Source organism: Alishewanella sp. HL-SH06 (genome assembly GCF_052656265.1).
In genome coordinates, this window is sequence record NZ_CP199752.1 from 987,751 (window position 1) to 1,004,403 (window position 16,653).

Genomic DNA, 16,653 nt, shown 5'->3' on the forward strand with positions numbered 1-16,653 from the left:
TAGATGACCCGCTATACCAGCGCTGTGGCGATGGCCGCACAGCGCTGGCCGTATAACTTATTTTGCTAACGTTTCTGACAGGTGTGGCCGCATGCCTTTTACCATAGCTTGCAATACTTTTGGGCTGGCTGCAACAATGTTGCCGCTTTTCATGTGGTTATTGCCACCAGCAAAATCACAGACCATACCACCGGCTTCGCGGATGATCAGTTCACCTGCGGCGATATCCCAAGGCTTTAAGCCAATTTCCCAGAAACCGTCAAAACGACCGGCAGCGACATAAGCTAAATCTAAGGCGGCAGAACCGGTACGACGCATGTCGGCGCAGTCGGCAAAAAACGCGTTGAAGATTTTGCTGTAGCTGTCTAAATGGTGTTTGGCTTTAAACGGAAAACCGGTGGCTAAAATACTGCCTTGCATATCTGGCAGGTTATTTACCCGAATACGCGTACCGTTTAATTGTGCACCACGACCGCGAGACGCCGTGAACAATTCGCCACGTAGCGGATCGAAAATAACGGCTTGGTCTAGTTTACCTTGATGTTTTAAGGCAATAGAAACGGCAAAGTGTGGAATGCCTTTGATGAAGTTGGTTGTGCCATCCAACGGATCAATAATCCACTGGAATTCACTGTCGTTGTTACCGTAATCGCCATGTTCTTCACCGACAATACCATGGGTTGGAAAAGATTTTTTTAACACCGCAACAATAGCTTGTTCAGCTTCGCGGTCAACGTTTGTAACAAAGTCGTTGCTGCCTTTCTGCAGTTTTTCAACCATGTCGAGCTGGCCACAAGCTCGTGCAATAATATTACCCGCGGTACGGGCAGCACGAATGGCGATGTTTAACATCGGATGCATAGCGATTACCTTATTTTAAAAAGAGCTGTATAAAGAACAATCAAAAGAGCGGCGCATATTGTAGCGGTTGCTTGAAAAAAGTAAAGCATTTGCCTCGGTGTTTCTTAATTTGTCTGTTGCAGTAAAAGGTTAAAAACGTGATAAATTGCTAGGGTTGTTCAGATAATATTCAGCCAGTAACCGCAGAATAAGCTTATGCTTGTTTAAAACCTTTGGGATATCTTGATGAACCTACTGACTCGATTGCTTGCTGTAGCGGCTTTACTCAGTTTAACTGCCTGTGGCGCACTGCATACCAGTGTGGCTAAACGACAGTTAGATGTGCAAACTAAAATGAGCTCAAGTATTTTTCTTGAGCCAGTCGATCCTGAATTACGCACGGTTTATGTTGATATTCGTAATACCTCTGACAAGCCTGAGTTTAATGTGCGCGAAGAGGTGATCTTGACGCTGCGCAGTCGGGGCTATCAAGTCATTGATAGCCCCTCAAAAGCCCACTACTGGTTACAGGCAAATGTGTTACAAGTTGGTCGTAGCAATGCTCGGGATAGTCAAGGTGCGCTTGCTGCTGGCCCAGGTGCGGTTGGTGCCGCGGTAACCGGCGCGGTGATCCATCGCTCTTCTGGCGGTTCAGTTGGGGGAACGGCAGGTGCTGCGGTAGCGGGTGCGGTAGTGGGTACCGTGGTCGATGCTATGGTACAAGATGTATATTATAGCGTGATCACGGATATTCAAATTATGGAGAGATTTGCTGGCCAAGTACAAGAGCGTTCTGAGCATACGTTGTTGCAAGGTGATAGTGGCAGTACTCGGTCTAGTTATTCTCAGCAAACCAATATGCGTAAATATCAAACACGCATTGTCAGTTCAGCTAATCAAGCAAACCTAAAATGGGAAGCCGCGGCACAGCCGTTAACCGATGGCGTCGCGCGTGCTTTAGCTGGCCTATTCTAAATGTCGTTGCTTTACAAAGGCGCGATCTTAAGCGGTTTACTGCTGTTATCCGGCTGCGGCGCGCTGCATACCTCCGTGAGTAAGGGCAAGCTTGATGTGCAAATGCGCATGAGCGAAACCATTTATTTGGATCCGGTTGAAGCCGAATTACGCACGGTATTTTTAGATATCCGCCAAACGGCGGCGGAGTATCAACGGCCACTCATGCGCGATGTGGCGTCGTTGTTGACCGCCCGCGGTTATCAGTTAGTCAATACCCCCAGTGCTGCCCAGTATTGGTTGCAAGTGAACATTCGAACCGTATTAAACCAACCACCGCAGCAAGTGCTTCGTGAACAATACGGCATGAGTGAGCAACAAATTGCCGAGTTTATGCGCCCGGGTAGCAGTGTTGTTGCCAATAACACGCCGGCAACGCGCCGTCGCGCGTCTGGCCCTGGTGTAGTTTATGCCGATGCCGGCTTTTCTACTGATCTTGATACCAAAGATGTAGTGCGTGCTTTAGCCGTGGTTGCGGTGATTGTAGGCGCAGAATATGTTGGTAATCAGTTGGTGAAAGATAAATACTTTACCTTGTTAGCCGATATTCAAATTGCCGAGCGAATTGCCCCAGACAGCGATGAGCTTGTGCTTGACCAAAGCGAACAGCGCTTATGGCAAGGGGATAGTGGCCAGTTAGAATTGCTCTGGGAGCAACATACCGATCGGCGTAAGTATCAGGTGAAGTTGCTAGGCTTTGCCAATAAAGCCAATTTAACGTGGGAAGAAGCCGAACCCTCTTTGCATAACGGTATATTACGTTCTTTGGCCGGCATTTTTTAACGGCGTTACGCTCAAAACGTTATCAAAGCCAAGACAACATTATTTCCAATACTGCTCAACTGTAATATTGCCGGGGTTACGCCGCAGGTTTTTGGTTAAACCCATGCCTTCCAATAAGGCTTTAGTGTCGGTAATCATTTGTGGGTTACCACAAAGCATTACCTGTGATTTTGGGTTTAGCAACTGACCGCACTGTTGTTGTAACTGCTGGCTGTTTATTAATTTGGGTATCCTATCTTGCAGGGCACCAGGGTAGGTTTCGCGGGTAACGATCGGCTGATAGTGTAACTGCTCGGGATACTTTGCCACAAAGCTGGCTATCAGGTCTTTATAGGCTAAATCGACTGCGTTGCTGACACTGTGTACTAGAATAATATGGGCGAAGCGCTGATAAGGTTCAGCGGTGGCTAGCATCGATAAATAGGGGCCTATGCCGGTGCCAGTGGCAATCAGCCACAAGTTGTCGCCGTCAGGTACTTCATCCAGAATAAAAAAACCAGTAGCCGGCTGACTAATACCCAGCGTATCGCCTGGCGTTAATTGCTGTAATAACGGCGATAACAAGCCATCGGCAACGGTGCTGACTAAAAACTCCTGATATTCGCTGTCAGGTGGGTTAACCAGTGAATAAGCGCGCTGAATCCTTCCTTCAGGGCCATCAATGGCCAGTCTGACAAACTGACCGGCAATAAAAGGGAGTGGCCCGGTCTTGGCTTTTAAGCTGAATAAATTTCCGGTCCAGTGAATTGTTTCCGCTATCGTCGCATTTAACCATTGCGCCATGGCGTTCTCCGGTTTACTTTAATTTGATTAGCATAGCAGCTTAACGCAGAGGGTGTAATGGAAACCATCAGCTGGCAAGACTTTGCCAAAGTAGAACTTCGGGTAGGCACCATTATCGCTGTAGACGATTTTCCTGAGGCCCGAAAACCCGCCTATAAATTGCAATTAGATTTTGGCAGCGACATTGGTATCAAAAAATCCAGTGCCCAGATCACTAGCTTATATAGTAAAGCGCAATTATTGGGTAAGCAGGTCATGGCAGTAGTAAATTTTCCAGCTAAGCAAATCGGCCCTATGCAGTCAGAGTGTCTGGTTACCGGTTTTGCCAGAGAAGATGGTGCTATCGTGCTGGTATCAGTAGACAGCCCAGTGCCCAATGGGGCTAAGTTGGGTTAACGCCACTGCTTAACTAAAGAAGCATAGTCACCAATCAGCGCTTGTTGTTGTGGCGTCAGGCTGATATCGGCTTTTATCAGCCAATTGCTTAGCGGATTTGCCACACAACAGCGGTAAGCTGGCTTGTTTGCGGCGCAATGAGAAATAGCTTTGCGCTGGAAGGGGCAGTTCAGGCTAAATTTATGTAAAAATAGCGGGCTACTGTTAATCTGGACTTTGTTCATGTCAGAATATTTATTTGTCTATGGCACGCTGCGCCAACATGCCCCGCGCCGGGCAGCTGGCAATCGTTGCTATCAGTTACTGCAGCAATATGCCAGCCTCGTCGGGCTGGGTGGTTTGCAGGCTAAGCTGTATTTGGTCGATTATTACCCCGGTGCCGTGCCAAGTAACGACCCCGCTTGGCAGGTTGTTGGTGAAGTTTATCAGCTAGCGAAAGCTGCAAATTTACTCACAGAGCTGGATGCCTATGAAGAGTGCCGCCCTGGTTTTGCTAGCCCGACTGAATATCTGCGACTTAAACAACCCGTCACCCTGCAAAATGGTGCAGCGGTTACTGCTTGGGTCTATGTTTACAACCGCGCGACGGATGATTTAAAGCCCATTTTATCAGGTGATTTTACGCTGGATGGAAACTGATCGTGACTTTGGAATAAAAAAGGCCGCTATGCGGCCTTTTTACAGTTAAAGCAGATGTTTAGTGACGGAAATGGCGAACGCCGGTAAACACCATAGCCATACCGTGCTCATCTGCGGCGGCAATGACCTCGGCATCGCGCATTGAACCACCTGGCTGGATCACCGCAGTAATACCAGCAGCAGCGGCAGCATCAATACCGTCGCGGAACGGGAAGAAGGCATCAGAGGCCATGACAGAGCCTTTGACTTCTAAGTTTTCGTCCGCGGCTTTGATGCCTGCGATTTTTGCGCTGTAAACGCGGCTCATTTGGCCGGCGCCGACGCCAATGGTCATGCTGTCTTTCACATAAACAATGGCATTCGATTTCACAAACTTGGCGACTTTCCAGCAGAACAATAAATCTTTTAACTCTTGTTCGGTGGGCTGGCGCTGACTCACTACCTTTAAATCAGCCGCTGTTACAGTAGCTTGATCGCGGTCTTGCAATAAGATGCCACCGTTGACTTGCTTGATATCCACGGCAGCACTGGCAACAGCAAATTCGCCACAGACTAATAAGCGTACATTCGGCTTAGTGGCGACAACCGCGACCGCAGCTGCTGTGGCACTAGGAGCAATAATCACTTCGACAAATTGACGACTAACGATTTCTTTCGCCGTGGTGTCATCTAACTCGCGGTTAAAGGCGATAATGCCGCCAAACGCTGAGGTAGGATCGGTTGCATAAGCGCGGTTATAAGCCGCCAGAATGTTTTCACCAATAGCCACACCACAAGGGTTGGCGTGCTTAACGATCACACAGGCCGGTTCGGCAAATTCTTTTACACACTCTAAAGCAGCATCGGTGTCGGCAATATTGTTGTAAGACAGGGCCTTACCTTGCAATTGTGTGGCGCTGGCAACCGATGCTTCATTGGCGCCGGCTTGTACATAAAACGCCGCCGTTTGATGGCTGTTTTCGCCGTAACGTAAATCTTGTTTTTTCACGAATTGGCTATTAAAGGTGCGAGGGAACTTGCTCGCCGGCGCGGTGGGCGTGTCATATGCCGGTAACATGGTGCCGAAGTAATTGGCGATCATGCCATCATATTGTGCGGTATGTTCAAAGGCGCTGATAGCTAAACTAAAGCGCGTAGCATGAGTGGTGGCACCGTCATGTGCTTGCATTTCAGCCAGTACCATCGCGTAATCGTGAGCATTGACAATAATTGTCACATCTTGATGGTTTTTAGCGGCCGCACGCACCATGGTTGGGCCACCGATATCGATATTCTCAATTGCATCCGCCAATGAGCAATCCGCTTTGGCTACGGTGTTAGCGAATGGGTAAAGGTTCACGACAACTAAATCGATAGGGCCGATGTTATTTGCCGTCATCACAGCTTCATCGATGCCACGGCGCGCTAAAATACCACCATGAATTTTCGGGTGTAGCGTTTTAACACGACCATCCATAATTTCAGGGTGGCCGGTGTAATCAGAAACTTCAATTACGGCAATACCTTGCTCGGCTAATAATTTAGCTGTGCCACCGGTAGATAAAATCTCTACTTGCATGGCGCTGAGTGCCTTGGCGAATTCAACAATACCGGTTTTATCAGATACGCTCAAAAGGGCGCGGCGGACAGGACGAAGTGTGCTCATCAGGATTATCTCGTTGTAGCTAAAAGAAAGAGTGACATGGCGTAAGCCGTGCTGGAACAGAGCTTAGCAGCGAAGTTTTACCCTGATCCAGCTAATAAAAAAGCACCCGAAGGTGCTTGGTAGCAGGGCCGAACCCTGCGGGGCATTACGACATGCCGTATTGTTTAAGTTTCTTACGCAGCGTACCGCGGTTGATACCCATTAAGTTAGCGGCGCGAGTTTGATTGCCGCGGGTATATTTCATCACTTCTTCCAGTAGCGGGCGTTCTAATTCAGATAAAACCAGCTCGTACAAGTCGTTAACATCTTGGCCGTTTAACTGTTGCAGATAGTTAGCAACGGCTTTTTGCGCGGCGTTAGATAAAGCCTGTGGCTTTTCCTGAGTTTGTACGTGGGCGTTAGTAATAAATGGCGAAGTAACGTTCGAATTAAACATTGCTTTTTCTCTTTTACGTTAGGTGGCTGCTAGTTTATGAAAATAGTCATTTAATGCATCAAGCTGCGTTAATGCCAGCTCAATGCCATTGAATTCACTGCGAAAAATTCCTTGTGGATCATGTTCTGCCAAGTACCATCCGACATGTTTGCGGGCGATACGAGCACCGGCGTGTTCACCATACAATTGGTGTAAGCCTTGCACATGCTCCAACAGGATTTGCTGCACTTCTGAAACTGAAGGTGCGGCTAATTTCTGTCCTGTTGCCAAATAATGTACTACTTCCCGAAAAATCCATGGTCGACCTTGAGCTGCACGGCCAATCATCACGGCGTCAGCTCCGGTGAAGTCCAGCACAAAACGTGCTTTTTCCGGGGTGGTAATATCACCATTCGCCATTACTGGTATCGATACCTGCTGCTTAATTGCGGCAATGGTGTCGTACTCAGCTTCTCCTTTATACATACAAGCTTTGGTACGACCATGTACCGCGAGTGCCTGTATGCCATTATCTTCAGCAATACGCGCAATTTGCACGCCATTGCGATTATCCGGATCCCAACCTGTACGGATTTTTAACGTTACAGGAACGTCAACGGCGTTAACCACCGCTTGGATAATCTGTTCAACCAACTCGGGGTACTGCAATAAAGCAGACCCAGCCAGTTTTTTATTTACCTTCTTGGCAGGGCATCCCATATTAATGTCGATAATATGTGCGCCAATCTCGACATTATAACGGGCTGCTGCCGCCATTTGTTCAGGATCACTGCCGGCAATTTGCACCGAACGGATCCCAGACTCCTGACGATGGCCCATGCGATTCTGTGATTTTTCACTCTGCCAGACCAGCGGATTGCTTGACAGCATTTCTGACACAGCTAAAGCTGCACCGAAACGCCGACAAAGCTCACGAAAAGTGTGATCGGTTACTCCAGCCATCGGAGCACAAACTACCTTATTCGCTAACTGATATGGACCTATGCGCACCACTGAATCCAAGGCTCTACCTCCAAGGGGCGCTAAGTTTACGGATTTTTGTCACTAAAGCAAAGGTTATTATTTAAACAAAACCTGCTTTTTTTTGACCTTTCAGGGATTGACATTCCCTAAAAGGCTGAAAAGCCGTGTTTTCTCAAGCTTATGTTAGCGCCAGTGCTGATGTCGATAAAAAGATAATTGTGTTGTTGTTGTTTTTATCACCAATCTAAAATCAACAGCCTGACTGAATAGACGCTGAATTAGACGTTTTTTCTGGCGCTTAAACGTACCCATTCTTCTTGTTCGGCAATGGGGTCAAAAGTAAACTCAGCGGCATAGGCATCGATCACGCTTTGTGCTTGGCTTTGCAAGATGCCTGAGAGTGCCAATAAGCCCCCCGGTTTTACATAGGCACTGATAATACTAGAGAGTTCAGCCAAAGGACCGGCTAAAATGTTGGCTACCACCACATCGGCTTGAAGTTGTGGCTGATCTTTAGGTAAGTACAACTCTATTTGATTCAGCACATCGTTACGTTCCGCGTTGGCGCGTGAAGCCATAATGGCTTGTGGGTCGATATCCACGCCAATAACACGGCTGGCACCCAGTTTTAACGCTGCAATACCTAAAATACCCGAGCCGCAACCAAAGTCGACCACGGTTTGACCATGGCTAATGTGTGCGTCAAGCCATTGCATGCACAGTGCGGTCGTGGGGTGAGTGCCGGTACCAAAAGCTAAGCCAGGGTCTAGCATCACATTAACCGCAGTAGGATCAGGGATAGGGCGCCAGCTAGGACATACCCATAGCCGCTCGCCAAATTTGATCGGATGAAAGTTATCCATCCATTCGCGTTCCCAGTCTTTATCTTCTAACTGTTCTAGCTTGTAGCTGACGCCTTCCTTAAATAATGCAGTGCTTTCAAGCTGCGCAATCACTTTTTGCATCGGGTGTTCGGCATCGAATAGCCCCATCACCACGGTATTGGCCCAATAAATCACTTCACCTGGCATCGGCTCGTAGATCGGCGTGTCTTGCGCATCCAGAAAGGTGACCGCCTGCGCGCCCCAGCTCATTAGCATGTCGCTGACCTGTTCGGCTTTCTTTTCAGTGGTCGTGACGCGTAATTGGATCCAAGGCATAGCGGTTCTCTACAAGCGAAAAAAGGCGCTTATTATAGCGCCAGCAACCAGCAGAGATCCAATGAATGCCAAAAGAAAAAGGGCCCGCAGGCCCTTTTCAGTTTCACGTGAGTAAAACGCTGTTATTTAATACCTAATTTCTTTTCCAGATAATGGATATTGGTACCACCTTTACAGAAACCGGCATCGCGCATAATGTCTTTATGCAATGGAATGTTGGTTTTGATACCTTCCACTAATAACTCGTCTAAGGCATTGCGCATCCGCGCCAGAGCGATATCACGGGTCTCACCGTAGGTGATTAACTTACCGACCATCGAATCATAGTTTGGTGGCACCGTGTAATCAGCATAGATGTGCGAGTCCCAGCGAATACCATTACCACCCGGTGGATGGAAACGCGTGATCTTACCCGGTGATGGGATAAAGCTCACTGGATCTTCAGCATTGATCCGACACTCAATGGCATGGCCACGGATAACGATGTCTTCTTGCTTGATGGTCAACGGCATACCCGAGGCAACACGCAGTTGCTCTTTAATTAAGTCGACACCGCTAATCATTTCGGTAACCGGGTGCTCTACTTGAATACGGGTGTTCATCTCTATAAAGAAGAATTCACCATTTTCAAATAAGAACTCAAAAGTACCGGCTCCACGGTAATTCATCACTTTACAGGCATCGACACATCGGCCACCGATAAAGGCACGAAGTTCAGGGGTAATACCCGGCGCTGGTGCTTCTTCTACCACTTTTTGGTGGCGACGCTGCATTGAACAGTCACGCTCACCTAAGTGGATGGCGTTACCTTGGCCATCAGCTAAAACTTGAATTTCGATATGACGTGGGTTTTCCAGGAATTTCTCCATATACACCATGTCATTACCAAATGCGGCTTTCGCTTCGGCTTTCGTCATCTCGATAGAGCTGACTAATTCTTCTTCAGTACGCACCACTCGCATACCACGACCACCGCCGCCGCCAGCCGCTTTAACGATAATCGGATACCCGATGCGCTTCGCAATCTTCATGTTAACAGCAGCGTCATCGCCTACCGCACCATCAGAGCCCGGCACGCATGGCACGCCGGCTTTTTTCATCGCTTCAATGGCTGACACTTTGTCACCCATTAGGCGGATAGAATCCGGATGTGGACCGATAAACACTAAGCCGCTTTCTTCAACTTGTTGCGCAAAATCAGCGCGTTCAGCCAAGAAACCATAGCCTGGGTGGATCGCTTGCGCATTTGTCACTTCAGCAGCCGCAATTAATGCGGGTATATTTAAGTAGCTTTGCGGTGAAGGTGCTGGGCCAATACAAATGGTTTCGTCAGCTAACAACACGTGTTTTAAATTACGGTCAACAGTAGAGTGTACTGCTACCGTTTTGATACCGAGTTCTTTGCACGCACGCAAAATGCGTAGGGCAATTTCGCCTCGGTTGGCTATCAGGACTTTTTCTAACATTAGTCAGCCTTAATGTTATTCGATAATAAAAATTGGCTGGTCAAATTCAACCGGCTCGCCGTTTTCAACCAAGATTTCTTTTACCACACCCGCTTTATCTGCTTGGATTTGGTTCATCATCTTCATGGCTTCAACAATACATAAGGTGTCACCCACTTTAACGGCTTGACCCACTTCCACGAAATTTTTCGACGTTGGCGATGCAGCACGATAGAAAGAACCCACCATCGGTGATTTCATAACATGACCCGTGACTACTGGTTTTGCTTCCACTGCGGCAGCCGAGGGTGCCGCAGGCGCTGGAGCAGGCGTCTGCATTGGCGCTGGCGCATAATGCATAGGTTGTGGCGCATAATGTTGTGCGGGGCCATGGCGACTGATGCGTACCGATTCTTCGCCTTCAGTAATTTCTAATTCAGAAATGCCAGACTCTTCCAGCAATTCAATTAATTTTTTAATTTTTCTAATATCCATGTCTTTCGCCTGATTGAGTTAGGTTTGATTATGTGAATGTAAATAAGATACTGCCGCGTCTAAAGCATAGTGATAGCCTTTAGCGCCGAGGCCGCAGATCACGCCTCGGGCAATATCGGATAAATAAGAGTGATGCCGAAAGCTTTCCCGCGCATGTACATTAGATAAGTGTACTTCGATAAAAGGGATCGCAACCGCTAACAACGCATCGCGCAGTGCAATGCTGGTATGGGTATAAGCACCAGGGTTAATAATGATAAAATCTTGCTGTTGATAGCTTTGCTGGATGGCGTTGATTAATTCATGCTCAGCATTAGATTGCAGGGCTTGTAATTGCACATCTAAAGAAGCGGCTTGTTGCTGCAGTGCGCTAACAATATCCGCTAAGCTGGCAGCACCATAGGTAGCCGGTTCACGTACGCCCAACATATTTAAATTTGGGCCATTTAACAGTAATATGCGCAAAGTTGCTGCCATCTTTCCCTATCCACTTATAAAATGCTGTTACCACCAACAAACGCCTTGTTTGCTGAAGTTAATGCAGCACTTTAGGGCGAAACCGGTCTGGTTGTCGAGAGCCAACTGGCAGTTACCTGCCTTATTATAGTGAAATCGCAGCAAATGGCAGCAAAATACTGGTCTTATCAGCCAGTGGCTGTCTGGATGTCTGTTGCGAGCGATGCCCGCAACGTCAGTTTTGCAAGTTGCGGCGAACGCTACCGTTCGCCGACAGACTTTAATTGATGATGCTATTTAAATGCGCGGCAAAAGGCGCTGCAGCTTGAAAGCCCGTAACACGGCTTTGGGTTAGTTCCGTGCCATCAGGAGCAAAGAATAACAAGGTGGGTAAACCGAGTACTTGATAGCTATCCAATAATGCTGCGTCGGCACGTGACATCGTGGTGACATCAATTTTAATCAAGCGCATTTGTGACGTTAACGCCGTCACTTCAGGTTTGGGGAAGGTCAGTTGCTCAAACTCTTTACAGGCGACACACCACTCCGCATACAGATCAACCATGGTGTATTGCCCCGCCGCAGCCGCCAGTTTTAATTGTTCGGCCAGCTCTTCTGCGGTTTCTATTTCAATAAAGCCCAGCGCATTTTTTGATTCTGCAGATACTGACGGGGAGTTAACAAGGTCATCCGCTAATGTTAATTGCTGGTTTAGGGCAAGTTTTATCAGTTGTTTAGCGGTTTCTGATTCAATAGTTTCCAAAGCGCTTAATACTTCCGTCGACAGTTGTTGCGAGTTTGCAGGCGTTTCATTAGCTTTAGTTGGATTCCAGTTTTGTAAATTGAGCCAGAACGCGCTTAGCACCAACAGTTGGATTACAACCGCGATCATCGCTTTACCGCTGATATTCTCTAACGTAAAAATTAACCGGTATAGATAAAACACCAGAGCAAGAGTCAGCAATGTGCCCAACACTAATATGGTGCTAAAAGGTAAAAAACGTTCTAATAAAATAAGCGGTACGGCCAGTAACAAAAAGCCAAAGATATTTTTAACGGCATTCATCCAATTGCCCGCTTTTGGTAGTAATCGACCACCTGAAGTACCTAATAACAACAAAGGCAAACCCATACCTAAACTCAGTACATAGAGGGTCACTGCGCCAATCATTAAGTCGCCGCTTTGTGCTACATACAAGAGTGCAGCTGACAGCGGGGCGGTGGTACAGGGCGAGGCAATTAGGCCTGATAACGCACCCATCACAAAAGCCCCTTTTAACGAGCCGCCTTGTTGCTTATTGCTGATACCTGCTACTTTTTCTTGCCAGCGCGCAGGCAACTGTAAGTTGAAAACACCAAACATCGCTAAGGCTAATAACACAAAAATGACTGAGGCGACGATTAAAATAGCTGGGTGTTGTAACCACGCTTGAAATTTAACGCCTAAGCTGGCTACGACCAAACCCAATAAGGAGTAGGTAATTGCCATACCTTGCACATAAGACATCGACAGACTAAAAGCGCGGCGGGTTGAAAGTTGTTGACCTTGGCCAACAATGATACCGCTTAAAATAGGGTACATTGGAAAAACACAAGGGGTAAAAGAAAGCCCCAAGCCCAGTAAAAAAAACACGCCAAGGATAGCCAGTAATGAGCCTTCAGTTAAGCGGTCTAGTAAATCATATTGGCTAGACACTGGCGCTGAAGTGGCATTCGCAGTGGTTGCTTCAGCTATGGCATCGAATTGCTGTAAAGGAATTTCAACACTTTTCGGTGGATAACAAAAACCAGCTTCAGCGCAGCCCATATATTGCACACGAAAAATGGCGTCTTCATCAATATCGCTTAACGGGATCTTTAATTGCAATTGATGGTAATACACCTCGGTTTTGCCAAAGAACTCGTCTTCAATGGTCATGCTAGCAGGGTAGGTCGGGTGTGAAAAACTGACGGCTACGCCGCCAAGTTTAAATTTATCGCGATACATATAGTAGCCATCAGCGATAGTCCAATTCAGTAATAAAGCGCCATCTTGTTGCCGGTAATCCAATACAAAGGCTTGTTCAACTGGCAGAAATTGCGGCTGCGCTTGCAGTAGGCTATTTAATACCGAATTGTTGTTCGCTAGTGCGTTGCTTTGTTGTGCTTGGGCAAAGCCCGTTAAGGTTAGGGTAAGAACCAAACTTAAAAGCAAAAAATAAAAACGTTTAATGATCACCTAGGGTTACCTCATTTATCCATTGACCGTAGGGTGCATGCAGCCGAGTCAGCGGTAAAGCAATAATTTCTGGCACAGTGTACGGGTGAATGGCCAAGATGGCTTGTTCTATTGCGGTAAAGTTAACGGCTGGTGCTTTTAACTGCAATTGTATTTCCACACTGTGCTCAATTTGGCCTTGCCAGCGGTAACTGGAACGAATATCCGGCAATCGATTGATACAAGCGACTAACTGCTGGGACAGTAAGCTTTCGGTGATGCGCTGTGCGCTGCTGTCATCAGGGCAATTACAGAGAATCAATAAATAGGGCGTCATCGTCGGTTCCCAATCTGAAGCACAATGAAAAGTGATTATAAGCGAAAGCGACCTTAAAAAAATGCAGGTTTTTTTACAACAGCCCTTGGAATTTTTTCGTCAGCGCCCCATATAGCGAACACACAATTTAACACCCTTGTTAAACATAAAACTCGCTTTAGGAGATAGAGCATGAATATTCGTCCATTACATGATCGTGTCATCATCAAACGTACCGAAGCTGAAAGCAAATCAGCTGGCGGCATCGTGCTGACCGGGGCTTCTGCCGAAAAATCTACCCGTGGTGAAGTCGTTGCAGTTGGCAATGGTCGTATCTTAGATAACGGTAACGTTAAGCCACTAGAAGTAAAAGTTGGCGACAAAGTATTGTTCGGTGCTTATGTAGAGCGCACAGAAAAAATTGATGGTCAGGAATATGTTATTACCAAAGAAGACAACATCTTAGGTGTGATTCTGGATTAATTTTCACACTTCTCTGATCAATTATTAATCGTATTTGAGGATATATAACATGGCTGCAAAAGACGTACGTTTTGGCGACGAAGCTCGCAATAAAATGCTGAAAGGCGTAAATATTCTGGCTAACGCGGTACGCGTTACCTTAGGCCCAAAAGGCCGTAATGTTATTTTAGATAAGTCATTCGGTTCACCTGTTATCACTAAAGACGGTGTTTCTGTTGCCAAAGAAATCGAGCTAGAAGACAAATTCGAGAATATGGGCGCACAGATGGTGAAAGAAGTCGCATCTAAAGCCAATGACGAAGCCGGTGACGGTACCACTACCGCAACGGTACTAGCGCAAAACATCATCAACGAAGGTGTTAAAGCCGTTGCTGCTGGCATGAATCCAATGGATTTAAAGCGCGGTATCGACAAAGCGGTTATTGCTGCCGTTGAAGAGCTGAAAAAACTTTCTCAGCCTTGTGCCGACAGCAAAGCGATTGCGCAAGTAGGTACTATTTCTGCTAACTCTGACGAAGAAATCGGTAACATTATTGCCGAAGCTATGGACAAAGTAGGCAAAGAAGGCGTGATCACCGTTGAAGAAGGTCAAGGCCTGAACAACGAGTTAGACGTGGTTGAAGGTATGCAATTCGACCGTGGTTACTTGTCTCCTTACTTCATCAACAACCAAGAAGCGGGCCAGGTTGAACTGGATAACCCTTACATCTTAGCTGTTGATAAGAAAATTTCGAATATCCGTGAATTACTACCGGTATTAGAAGGTGTAGCAAAATCAGGCAAGCCATTGTTAATCATTGCTGAAGACGTTGAAGGCGAAGCCTTAGCGACTTTAGTGGTCAATAACATGCGCGGCATCGTGAAAATCTCTGCGGTTAAAGCCCCAGGTTTCGGCGATCGTCGTAAAGCCATGTTACAAGACATTGCTACACTGACTGGCGGTACTGTGATTTCTGAAGAAATCGGTATGGAGCTAGAAAAAGCCACGCTGGAAGATTTAGGTACTGCTAAGCGCGTGGTTATCACGAAAGATAACACAACTATTATTGATGGTGCCGGTGATCAGGCGGCTATCGATGGTCGTGTGAAGCAAATTCGTCAGCAAATCGAAGAAGCCACTTCTGACTACGATAAAGAGAAACTGCAAGAGCGTCTGGCGAAACTAGCTGGCGGTGTAGCGGTAATCAAAGTCGGTGCGGCGACTGAAATCGAAATGAAAGAGAAGAAGCACCGTGTTGAAGATGCGCTGCATGCAACTCGCGCAGCAGTAGAAGAAGGCGTAGTGCCTGGCGGTGGTGTAGCTTTAGTTCGCGTAGCTGCTTCTTTAGTGGGCATGACTGGCGCAAATGAAGATCAAACGCACGGTATCAAAATTGCGCTACGCGCAATGGAAGCACCACTGCGTCAAATCGTTTCTAACGCCGGTGAAGAGCCGTCAGTGGTTGTAAACAAAGTGAAAGAAGGCACAGGTAACTACGGTTACAATGCCGCGACTGATGTTTACGGCGACATGTTAGAAATGGGTATCCTTGACCCAACTAAAGTAACGCGTTCTGCATTGCAGTTTGCTGCTTCTGTAGGTTCACTGATGATCACCACCGAAGCTATGGTAACTGAATTACCAAAAGATGATGCGCCTGCAATGCCTGATATGGGCGGCATGGGTGGCATGGGCGGCATGATGTAATTTAAGGTTTCTTTTTAAATCTTAATTAAATCAAAAGCTTATAACTAAAGTAGACAGCGTTGTAGACATAAATGTAGACAGTGTTGTAGACCGAAAAGAGAGGGTAGTGTTAACGCATTACCCTTTTTTTGTTTGTATGGTATTTGTCTGAAGGAATTGACAGATGATTAAAGCTGAAGAGTATGTAGCGCAAACAGAGCATGCTGTAAAAGGGATGTTTGAAATACTTTCTTACTATGATGGATTGTTTAAAGCTAGCGTTGAGTATAGACCGCATACTGCCTTAAGGCACTCAGACAATAAACAAGAGTGTCAGCACATTTATGAGCAATGGCTCAATCAACCGGATATTAATAAGAAAGTTCTTGAGGCTGAACGCATTAGCATTGAGCTTAGCGCAAGTTTGTTTTCAAGGCATGTAATATCTGGCTCGATTTTACAAATTGCGTTTAAGGCGATTGAGTTATTTTCTTCTAATAAAGAGCCTAAATCAGAGTGTGCTTTCTTATTTGAAGGGGTTGATAGTAAAAAGCGGCCTAAGTATTACAAATTTCTTGTGGGGAGGCTGATAAAGCGTGTTCCTATAGGTCTAATTATTTATGCAGGCAGAAATCAATATAACCATTTCGATGAGGCCGCCTTGAAGGATAGGGTAAATATCAATGTTTTTGAAGCCTTAGCTTTAGAAGATGGTTCTATGTTTGATGACGGAATGGATTTCAAAAATCCTTCATTCGATTTGGAATATGCGCCAATTATAGTTCGTTCATCGATTATGCTCTCAGCTTTGGGATGGAAAACCTACCCAGACTATTATGACGATATACAGTCTATGTTCTCGGAGATTAATTAGGCGGCGGAGCGAATATGGGGGCTTTAGCAGGGCTTTTGATTAGAATTAACCTACCTATCCCC

The 16,653-nt window shown here is 46.6% G+C and carries 19 protein-coding genes; 7 read left to right on the plus strand and 12 right to left on the minus strand.

The features are described 5' to 3' along the window. Positions 1–57: 57 nt before the first annotated feature. Complete coding sequence (gene suhB / locus ACUJFK_RS04475; protein ID WP_226749478.1) at positions 58–861, minus strand: inositol-1-monophosphatase; 804 nt, start codon at positions 859–861, stop codon at positions 58–60. A gap of 225 nt (positions 862–1,086) precedes the next feature. On the opposite strand from suhB, the gene ACUJFK_RS04480 reads away from it, so the two are divergent. After that, entirely contained in the window at positions 1,087–1,815 is a 729-nt protein-coding gene (locus tag ACUJFK_RS04480; protein ID WP_445426204.1) for a complement resistance protein TraT, read from the plus strand. Beyond that, the gene (traT, locus tag ACUJFK_RS04485) at positions 1,816–2,637 is read left to right on the plus strand and encodes a complement resistance protein TraT (RefSeq protein WP_306177134.1); all 822 of its coding nucleotides are present in this window, start codon (positions 1,816–1,818) and stop codon (positions 2,635–2,637) included. Positions 2,638–2,676: 39 nt separating this feature from the next. Here the strand turns inward: traT and ACUJFK_RS04490 are convergent, their stop codons facing one another. Continuing rightward, positions 2,677–3,420, minus strand: coding sequence for a ferredoxin--NADP reductase (locus tag ACUJFK_RS04490; protein WP_445426205.1), 744 nt, complete (start codon positions 3,418–3,420; stop codon positions 2,677–2,679). A 57-nt stretch (positions 3,421–3,477) separates the two neighbouring features. Here ACUJFK_RS04490 and ACUJFK_RS04495 point away from each other — a divergent pair, with 57 nt between their 5' ends. Beyond that, positions 3,478–3,816, plus strand: coding sequence for a tRNA-binding protein (locus tag ACUJFK_RS04495; RefSeq protein ID WP_226749482.1), 339 nt, complete (start codon positions 3,478–3,480; stop codon positions 3,814–3,816). On the opposite strand, the gene ACUJFK_RS04500 is transcribed toward ACUJFK_RS04495, so the two are convergent. Beyond that, the gene (locus ACUJFK_RS04500; RefSeq protein WP_445426206.1) at positions 3,813–4,040 is read right to left on the minus strand and encodes a hypothetical protein; all 228 of its coding nucleotides are present in this window, start codon (positions 4,038–4,040) and stop codon (positions 3,813–3,815) included. The two genes, ACUJFK_RS04495 and ACUJFK_RS04500, sit on opposite strands and share 4 nt — an antisense overlap. On the opposite strand from ACUJFK_RS04500, the gene ACUJFK_RS04505 reads away from it, so the two are divergent. Continuing rightward, on the plus strand, positions 4,039–4,455 hold the full coding sequence (locus tag ACUJFK_RS04505; RefSeq protein ID WP_445426207.1) for a gamma-glutamylcyclotransferase family protein: 417 nt from the start codon (positions 4,039–4,041) through the stop codon (positions 4,453–4,455). The genes ACUJFK_RS04500 and ACUJFK_RS04505 overlap by 2 nt on opposite strands. A gap of 58 nt (positions 4,456–4,513) precedes the next feature. Here the strand turns inward: ACUJFK_RS04505 and purH are convergent, their stop codons facing one another. From purH to cutA, 9 genes are all read right to left on the minus strand, one after another. Beyond that, complete coding sequence (purH, locus tag ACUJFK_RS04510) at positions 4,514–6,100, minus strand: bifunctional phosphoribosylaminoimidazolecarboxamide formyltransferase/IMP cyclohydrolase (protein WP_445426208.1); 1,587 nt, start codon at positions 6,098–6,100, stop codon at positions 4,514–4,516. Between the two features lie 145 nt (positions 6,101–6,245). Beyond that, positions 6,246–6,536, minus strand: coding sequence for a DNA-binding transcriptional regulator Fis (fis, locus tag ACUJFK_RS04515; RefSeq protein ID WP_068228306.1), 291 nt, complete (start codon positions 6,534–6,536; stop codon positions 6,246–6,248). An 18-nt stretch (positions 6,537–6,554) separates the two neighbouring features. Next, positions 6,555–7,526: a tRNA dihydrouridine synthase DusB gene (gene dusB, locus ACUJFK_RS04520; protein WP_445426209.1), complete on the minus strand. Its 972-nt coding sequence runs from the start codon at positions 7,524–7,526 to the stop codon at positions 6,555–6,557. A 251-nt stretch (positions 7,527–7,777) separates the two neighbouring features. Then, a complete protein-coding gene (prmA, locus tag ACUJFK_RS04525) occupies positions 7,778–8,659 on the minus strand; it encodes a 50S ribosomal protein L11 methyltransferase (RefSeq protein ID WP_445426210.1) in 882 nt (293 codons plus the stop codon). Positions 8,660–8,781: 122 nt separating this feature from the next. Continuing rightward, the gene (gene accC, locus ACUJFK_RS04530; protein ID WP_226749487.1) at positions 8,782–10,125 is read right to left on the minus strand and encodes an acetyl-CoA carboxylase biotin carboxylase subunit; all 1,344 of its coding nucleotides are present in this window, start codon (positions 10,123–10,125) and stop codon (positions 8,782–8,784) included. A gap of 15 nt (positions 10,126–10,140) precedes the next feature. Further along, a complete protein-coding gene (gene accB, locus ACUJFK_RS04535) occupies positions 10,141–10,599 on the minus strand; it encodes an acetyl-CoA carboxylase biotin carboxyl carrier protein (protein WP_445426211.1) in 459 nt (152 codons plus the stop codon). Between the two features lie 18 nt (positions 10,600–10,617). Beyond that, positions 10,618–11,076 (minus strand): type II 3-dehydroquinate dehydratase, encoded by a 459-nt coding sequence (gene aroQ / locus ACUJFK_RS04540; protein ID WP_226749489.1) that lies wholly within the window; start codon positions 11,074–11,076, stop codon positions 10,618–10,620. 259 nt (positions 11,077–11,335) lie between these two features. Then, positions 11,336–13,273 (minus strand): protein-disulfide reductase DsbD, encoded by a 1,938-nt coding sequence (locus tag ACUJFK_RS04545; protein WP_445426212.1) that lies wholly within the window; start codon positions 13,271–13,273, stop codon positions 11,336–11,338. Further along, entirely contained in the window at positions 13,263–13,589 is a 327-nt protein-coding gene (gene cutA, locus ACUJFK_RS04550; RefSeq protein WP_226749491.1) for a divalent-cation tolerance protein CutA, read from the minus strand. The genes ACUJFK_RS04545 and cutA overlap by 11 nt, the downstream gene beginning before the upstream one ends. Before the next feature lie 171 nt (positions 13,590–13,760). Here cutA and ACUJFK_RS04555 point away from each other — a divergent pair, with 171 nt between their 5' ends. The 3 genes from ACUJFK_RS04555 (at position 13,761) to ACUJFK_RS04565 (ending at position 16,591) form a co-directional block, all read left to right on the plus strand. Next, positions 13,761–14,051, plus strand: coding sequence for a co-chaperone GroES (locus ACUJFK_RS04555; protein ID WP_226749492.1), 291 nt, complete (start codon positions 13,761–13,763; stop codon positions 14,049–14,051). Between the two features lie 49 nt (positions 14,052–14,100). Then, entirely contained in the window at positions 14,101–15,738 is a 1,638-nt protein-coding gene (gene groL / locus ACUJFK_RS04560; protein ID WP_226749493.1) for a chaperonin GroEL, read from the plus strand. Between the two features lie 163 nt (positions 15,739–15,901). Continuing rightward, entirely contained in the window at positions 15,902–16,591 is a 690-nt protein-coding gene (locus ACUJFK_RS04565; RefSeq protein WP_445426213.1) for a hypothetical protein, read from the plus strand. Positions 16,592–16,653: the final 62 nt, after the last annotated feature.

What these genes read in the sequence shown, in the direction of transcription:
- suhB (WP_226749478.1), bottom strand. Translation starts at nt 861, where the DNA reads ATGCATCCGATGTTAAACATCGCCATTCGTGCTGCCCGTACCGCGGGT.
- ACUJFK_RS04480 (WP_445426204.1), top strand. Translation starts at nt 1,087, where the DNA reads ATGAACCTACTGACTCGATTGCTTGCTGTAGCGGCTTTACTCAGTTTA.
- traT (WP_306177134.1), top strand. Translation starts at nt 1,816, where the DNA reads ATGTCGTTGCTTTACAAAGGCGCGATCTTAAGCGGTTTACTGCTGTTA.
- ACUJFK_RS04490 (WP_445426205.1), bottom strand. Translation starts at nt 3,420, where the DNA reads ATGGCGCAATGGTTAAATGCGACGATAGCGGAAACAATTCACTGGACC.
- ACUJFK_RS04495 (WP_226749482.1), top strand. Translation starts at nt 3,478, where the DNA reads ATGGAAACCATCAGCTGGCAAGACTTTGCCAAAGTAGAACTTCGGGTA.
- ACUJFK_RS04505 (WP_445426207.1), top strand. Translation starts at nt 4,039, where the DNA reads ATGTCAGAATATTTATTTGTCTATGGCACGCTGCGCCAACATGCCCCG.
- ACUJFK_RS04500 (WP_445426206.1), bottom strand. Translation starts at nt 4,040, where the DNA reads ATGAACAAAGTCCAGATTAACAGTAGCCCGCTATTTTTACATAAATTT.
- purH (WP_445426208.1), bottom strand. Translation starts at nt 6,100, where the DNA reads ATGAGCACACTTCGTCCTGTCCGCCGCGCCCTTTTGAGCGTATCTGAT.
- fis (WP_068228306.1), bottom strand. Translation starts at nt 6,536, where the DNA reads ATGTTTAATTCGAACGTTACTTCGCCATTTATTACTAACGCCCACGTA.
- prmA (WP_445426210.1), bottom strand. Translation starts at nt 8,659, where the DNA reads ATGCCTTGGATCCAATTACGCGTCACGACCACTGAAAAGAAAGCCGAA.
- accC (WP_226749487.1), bottom strand. Translation starts at nt 10,125, where the DNA reads ATGTTAGAAAAAGTCCTGATAGCCAACCGAGGCGAAATTGCCCTACGC.
- accB (WP_445426211.1), bottom strand. Translation starts at nt 10,599, where the DNA reads ATGGATATTAGAAAAATTAAAAAATTAATTGAATTGCTGGAAGAGTCT.
- aroQ (WP_226749489.1), bottom strand. Translation starts at nt 11,076, where the DNA reads ATGGCAGCAACTTTGCGCATATTACTGTTAAATGGCCCAAATTTAAAT.
- cutA (WP_226749491.1), bottom strand. Translation starts at nt 13,589, where the DNA reads ATGACGCCCTATTTATTGATTCTCTGTAATTGCCCTGATGACAGCAGC.
- ACUJFK_RS04555 (WP_226749492.1), top strand. Translation starts at nt 13,761, where the DNA reads ATGAATATTCGTCCATTACATGATCGTGTCATCATCAAACGTACCGAA.
- groL (WP_226749493.1), top strand. Translation starts at nt 14,101, where the DNA reads ATGGCTGCAAAAGACGTACGTTTTGGCGACGAAGCTCGCAATAAAATG.
- ACUJFK_RS04565 (WP_445426213.1), top strand. Translation starts at nt 15,902, where the DNA reads ATGATTAAAGCTGAAGAGTATGTAGCGCAAACAGAGCATGCTGTAAAA.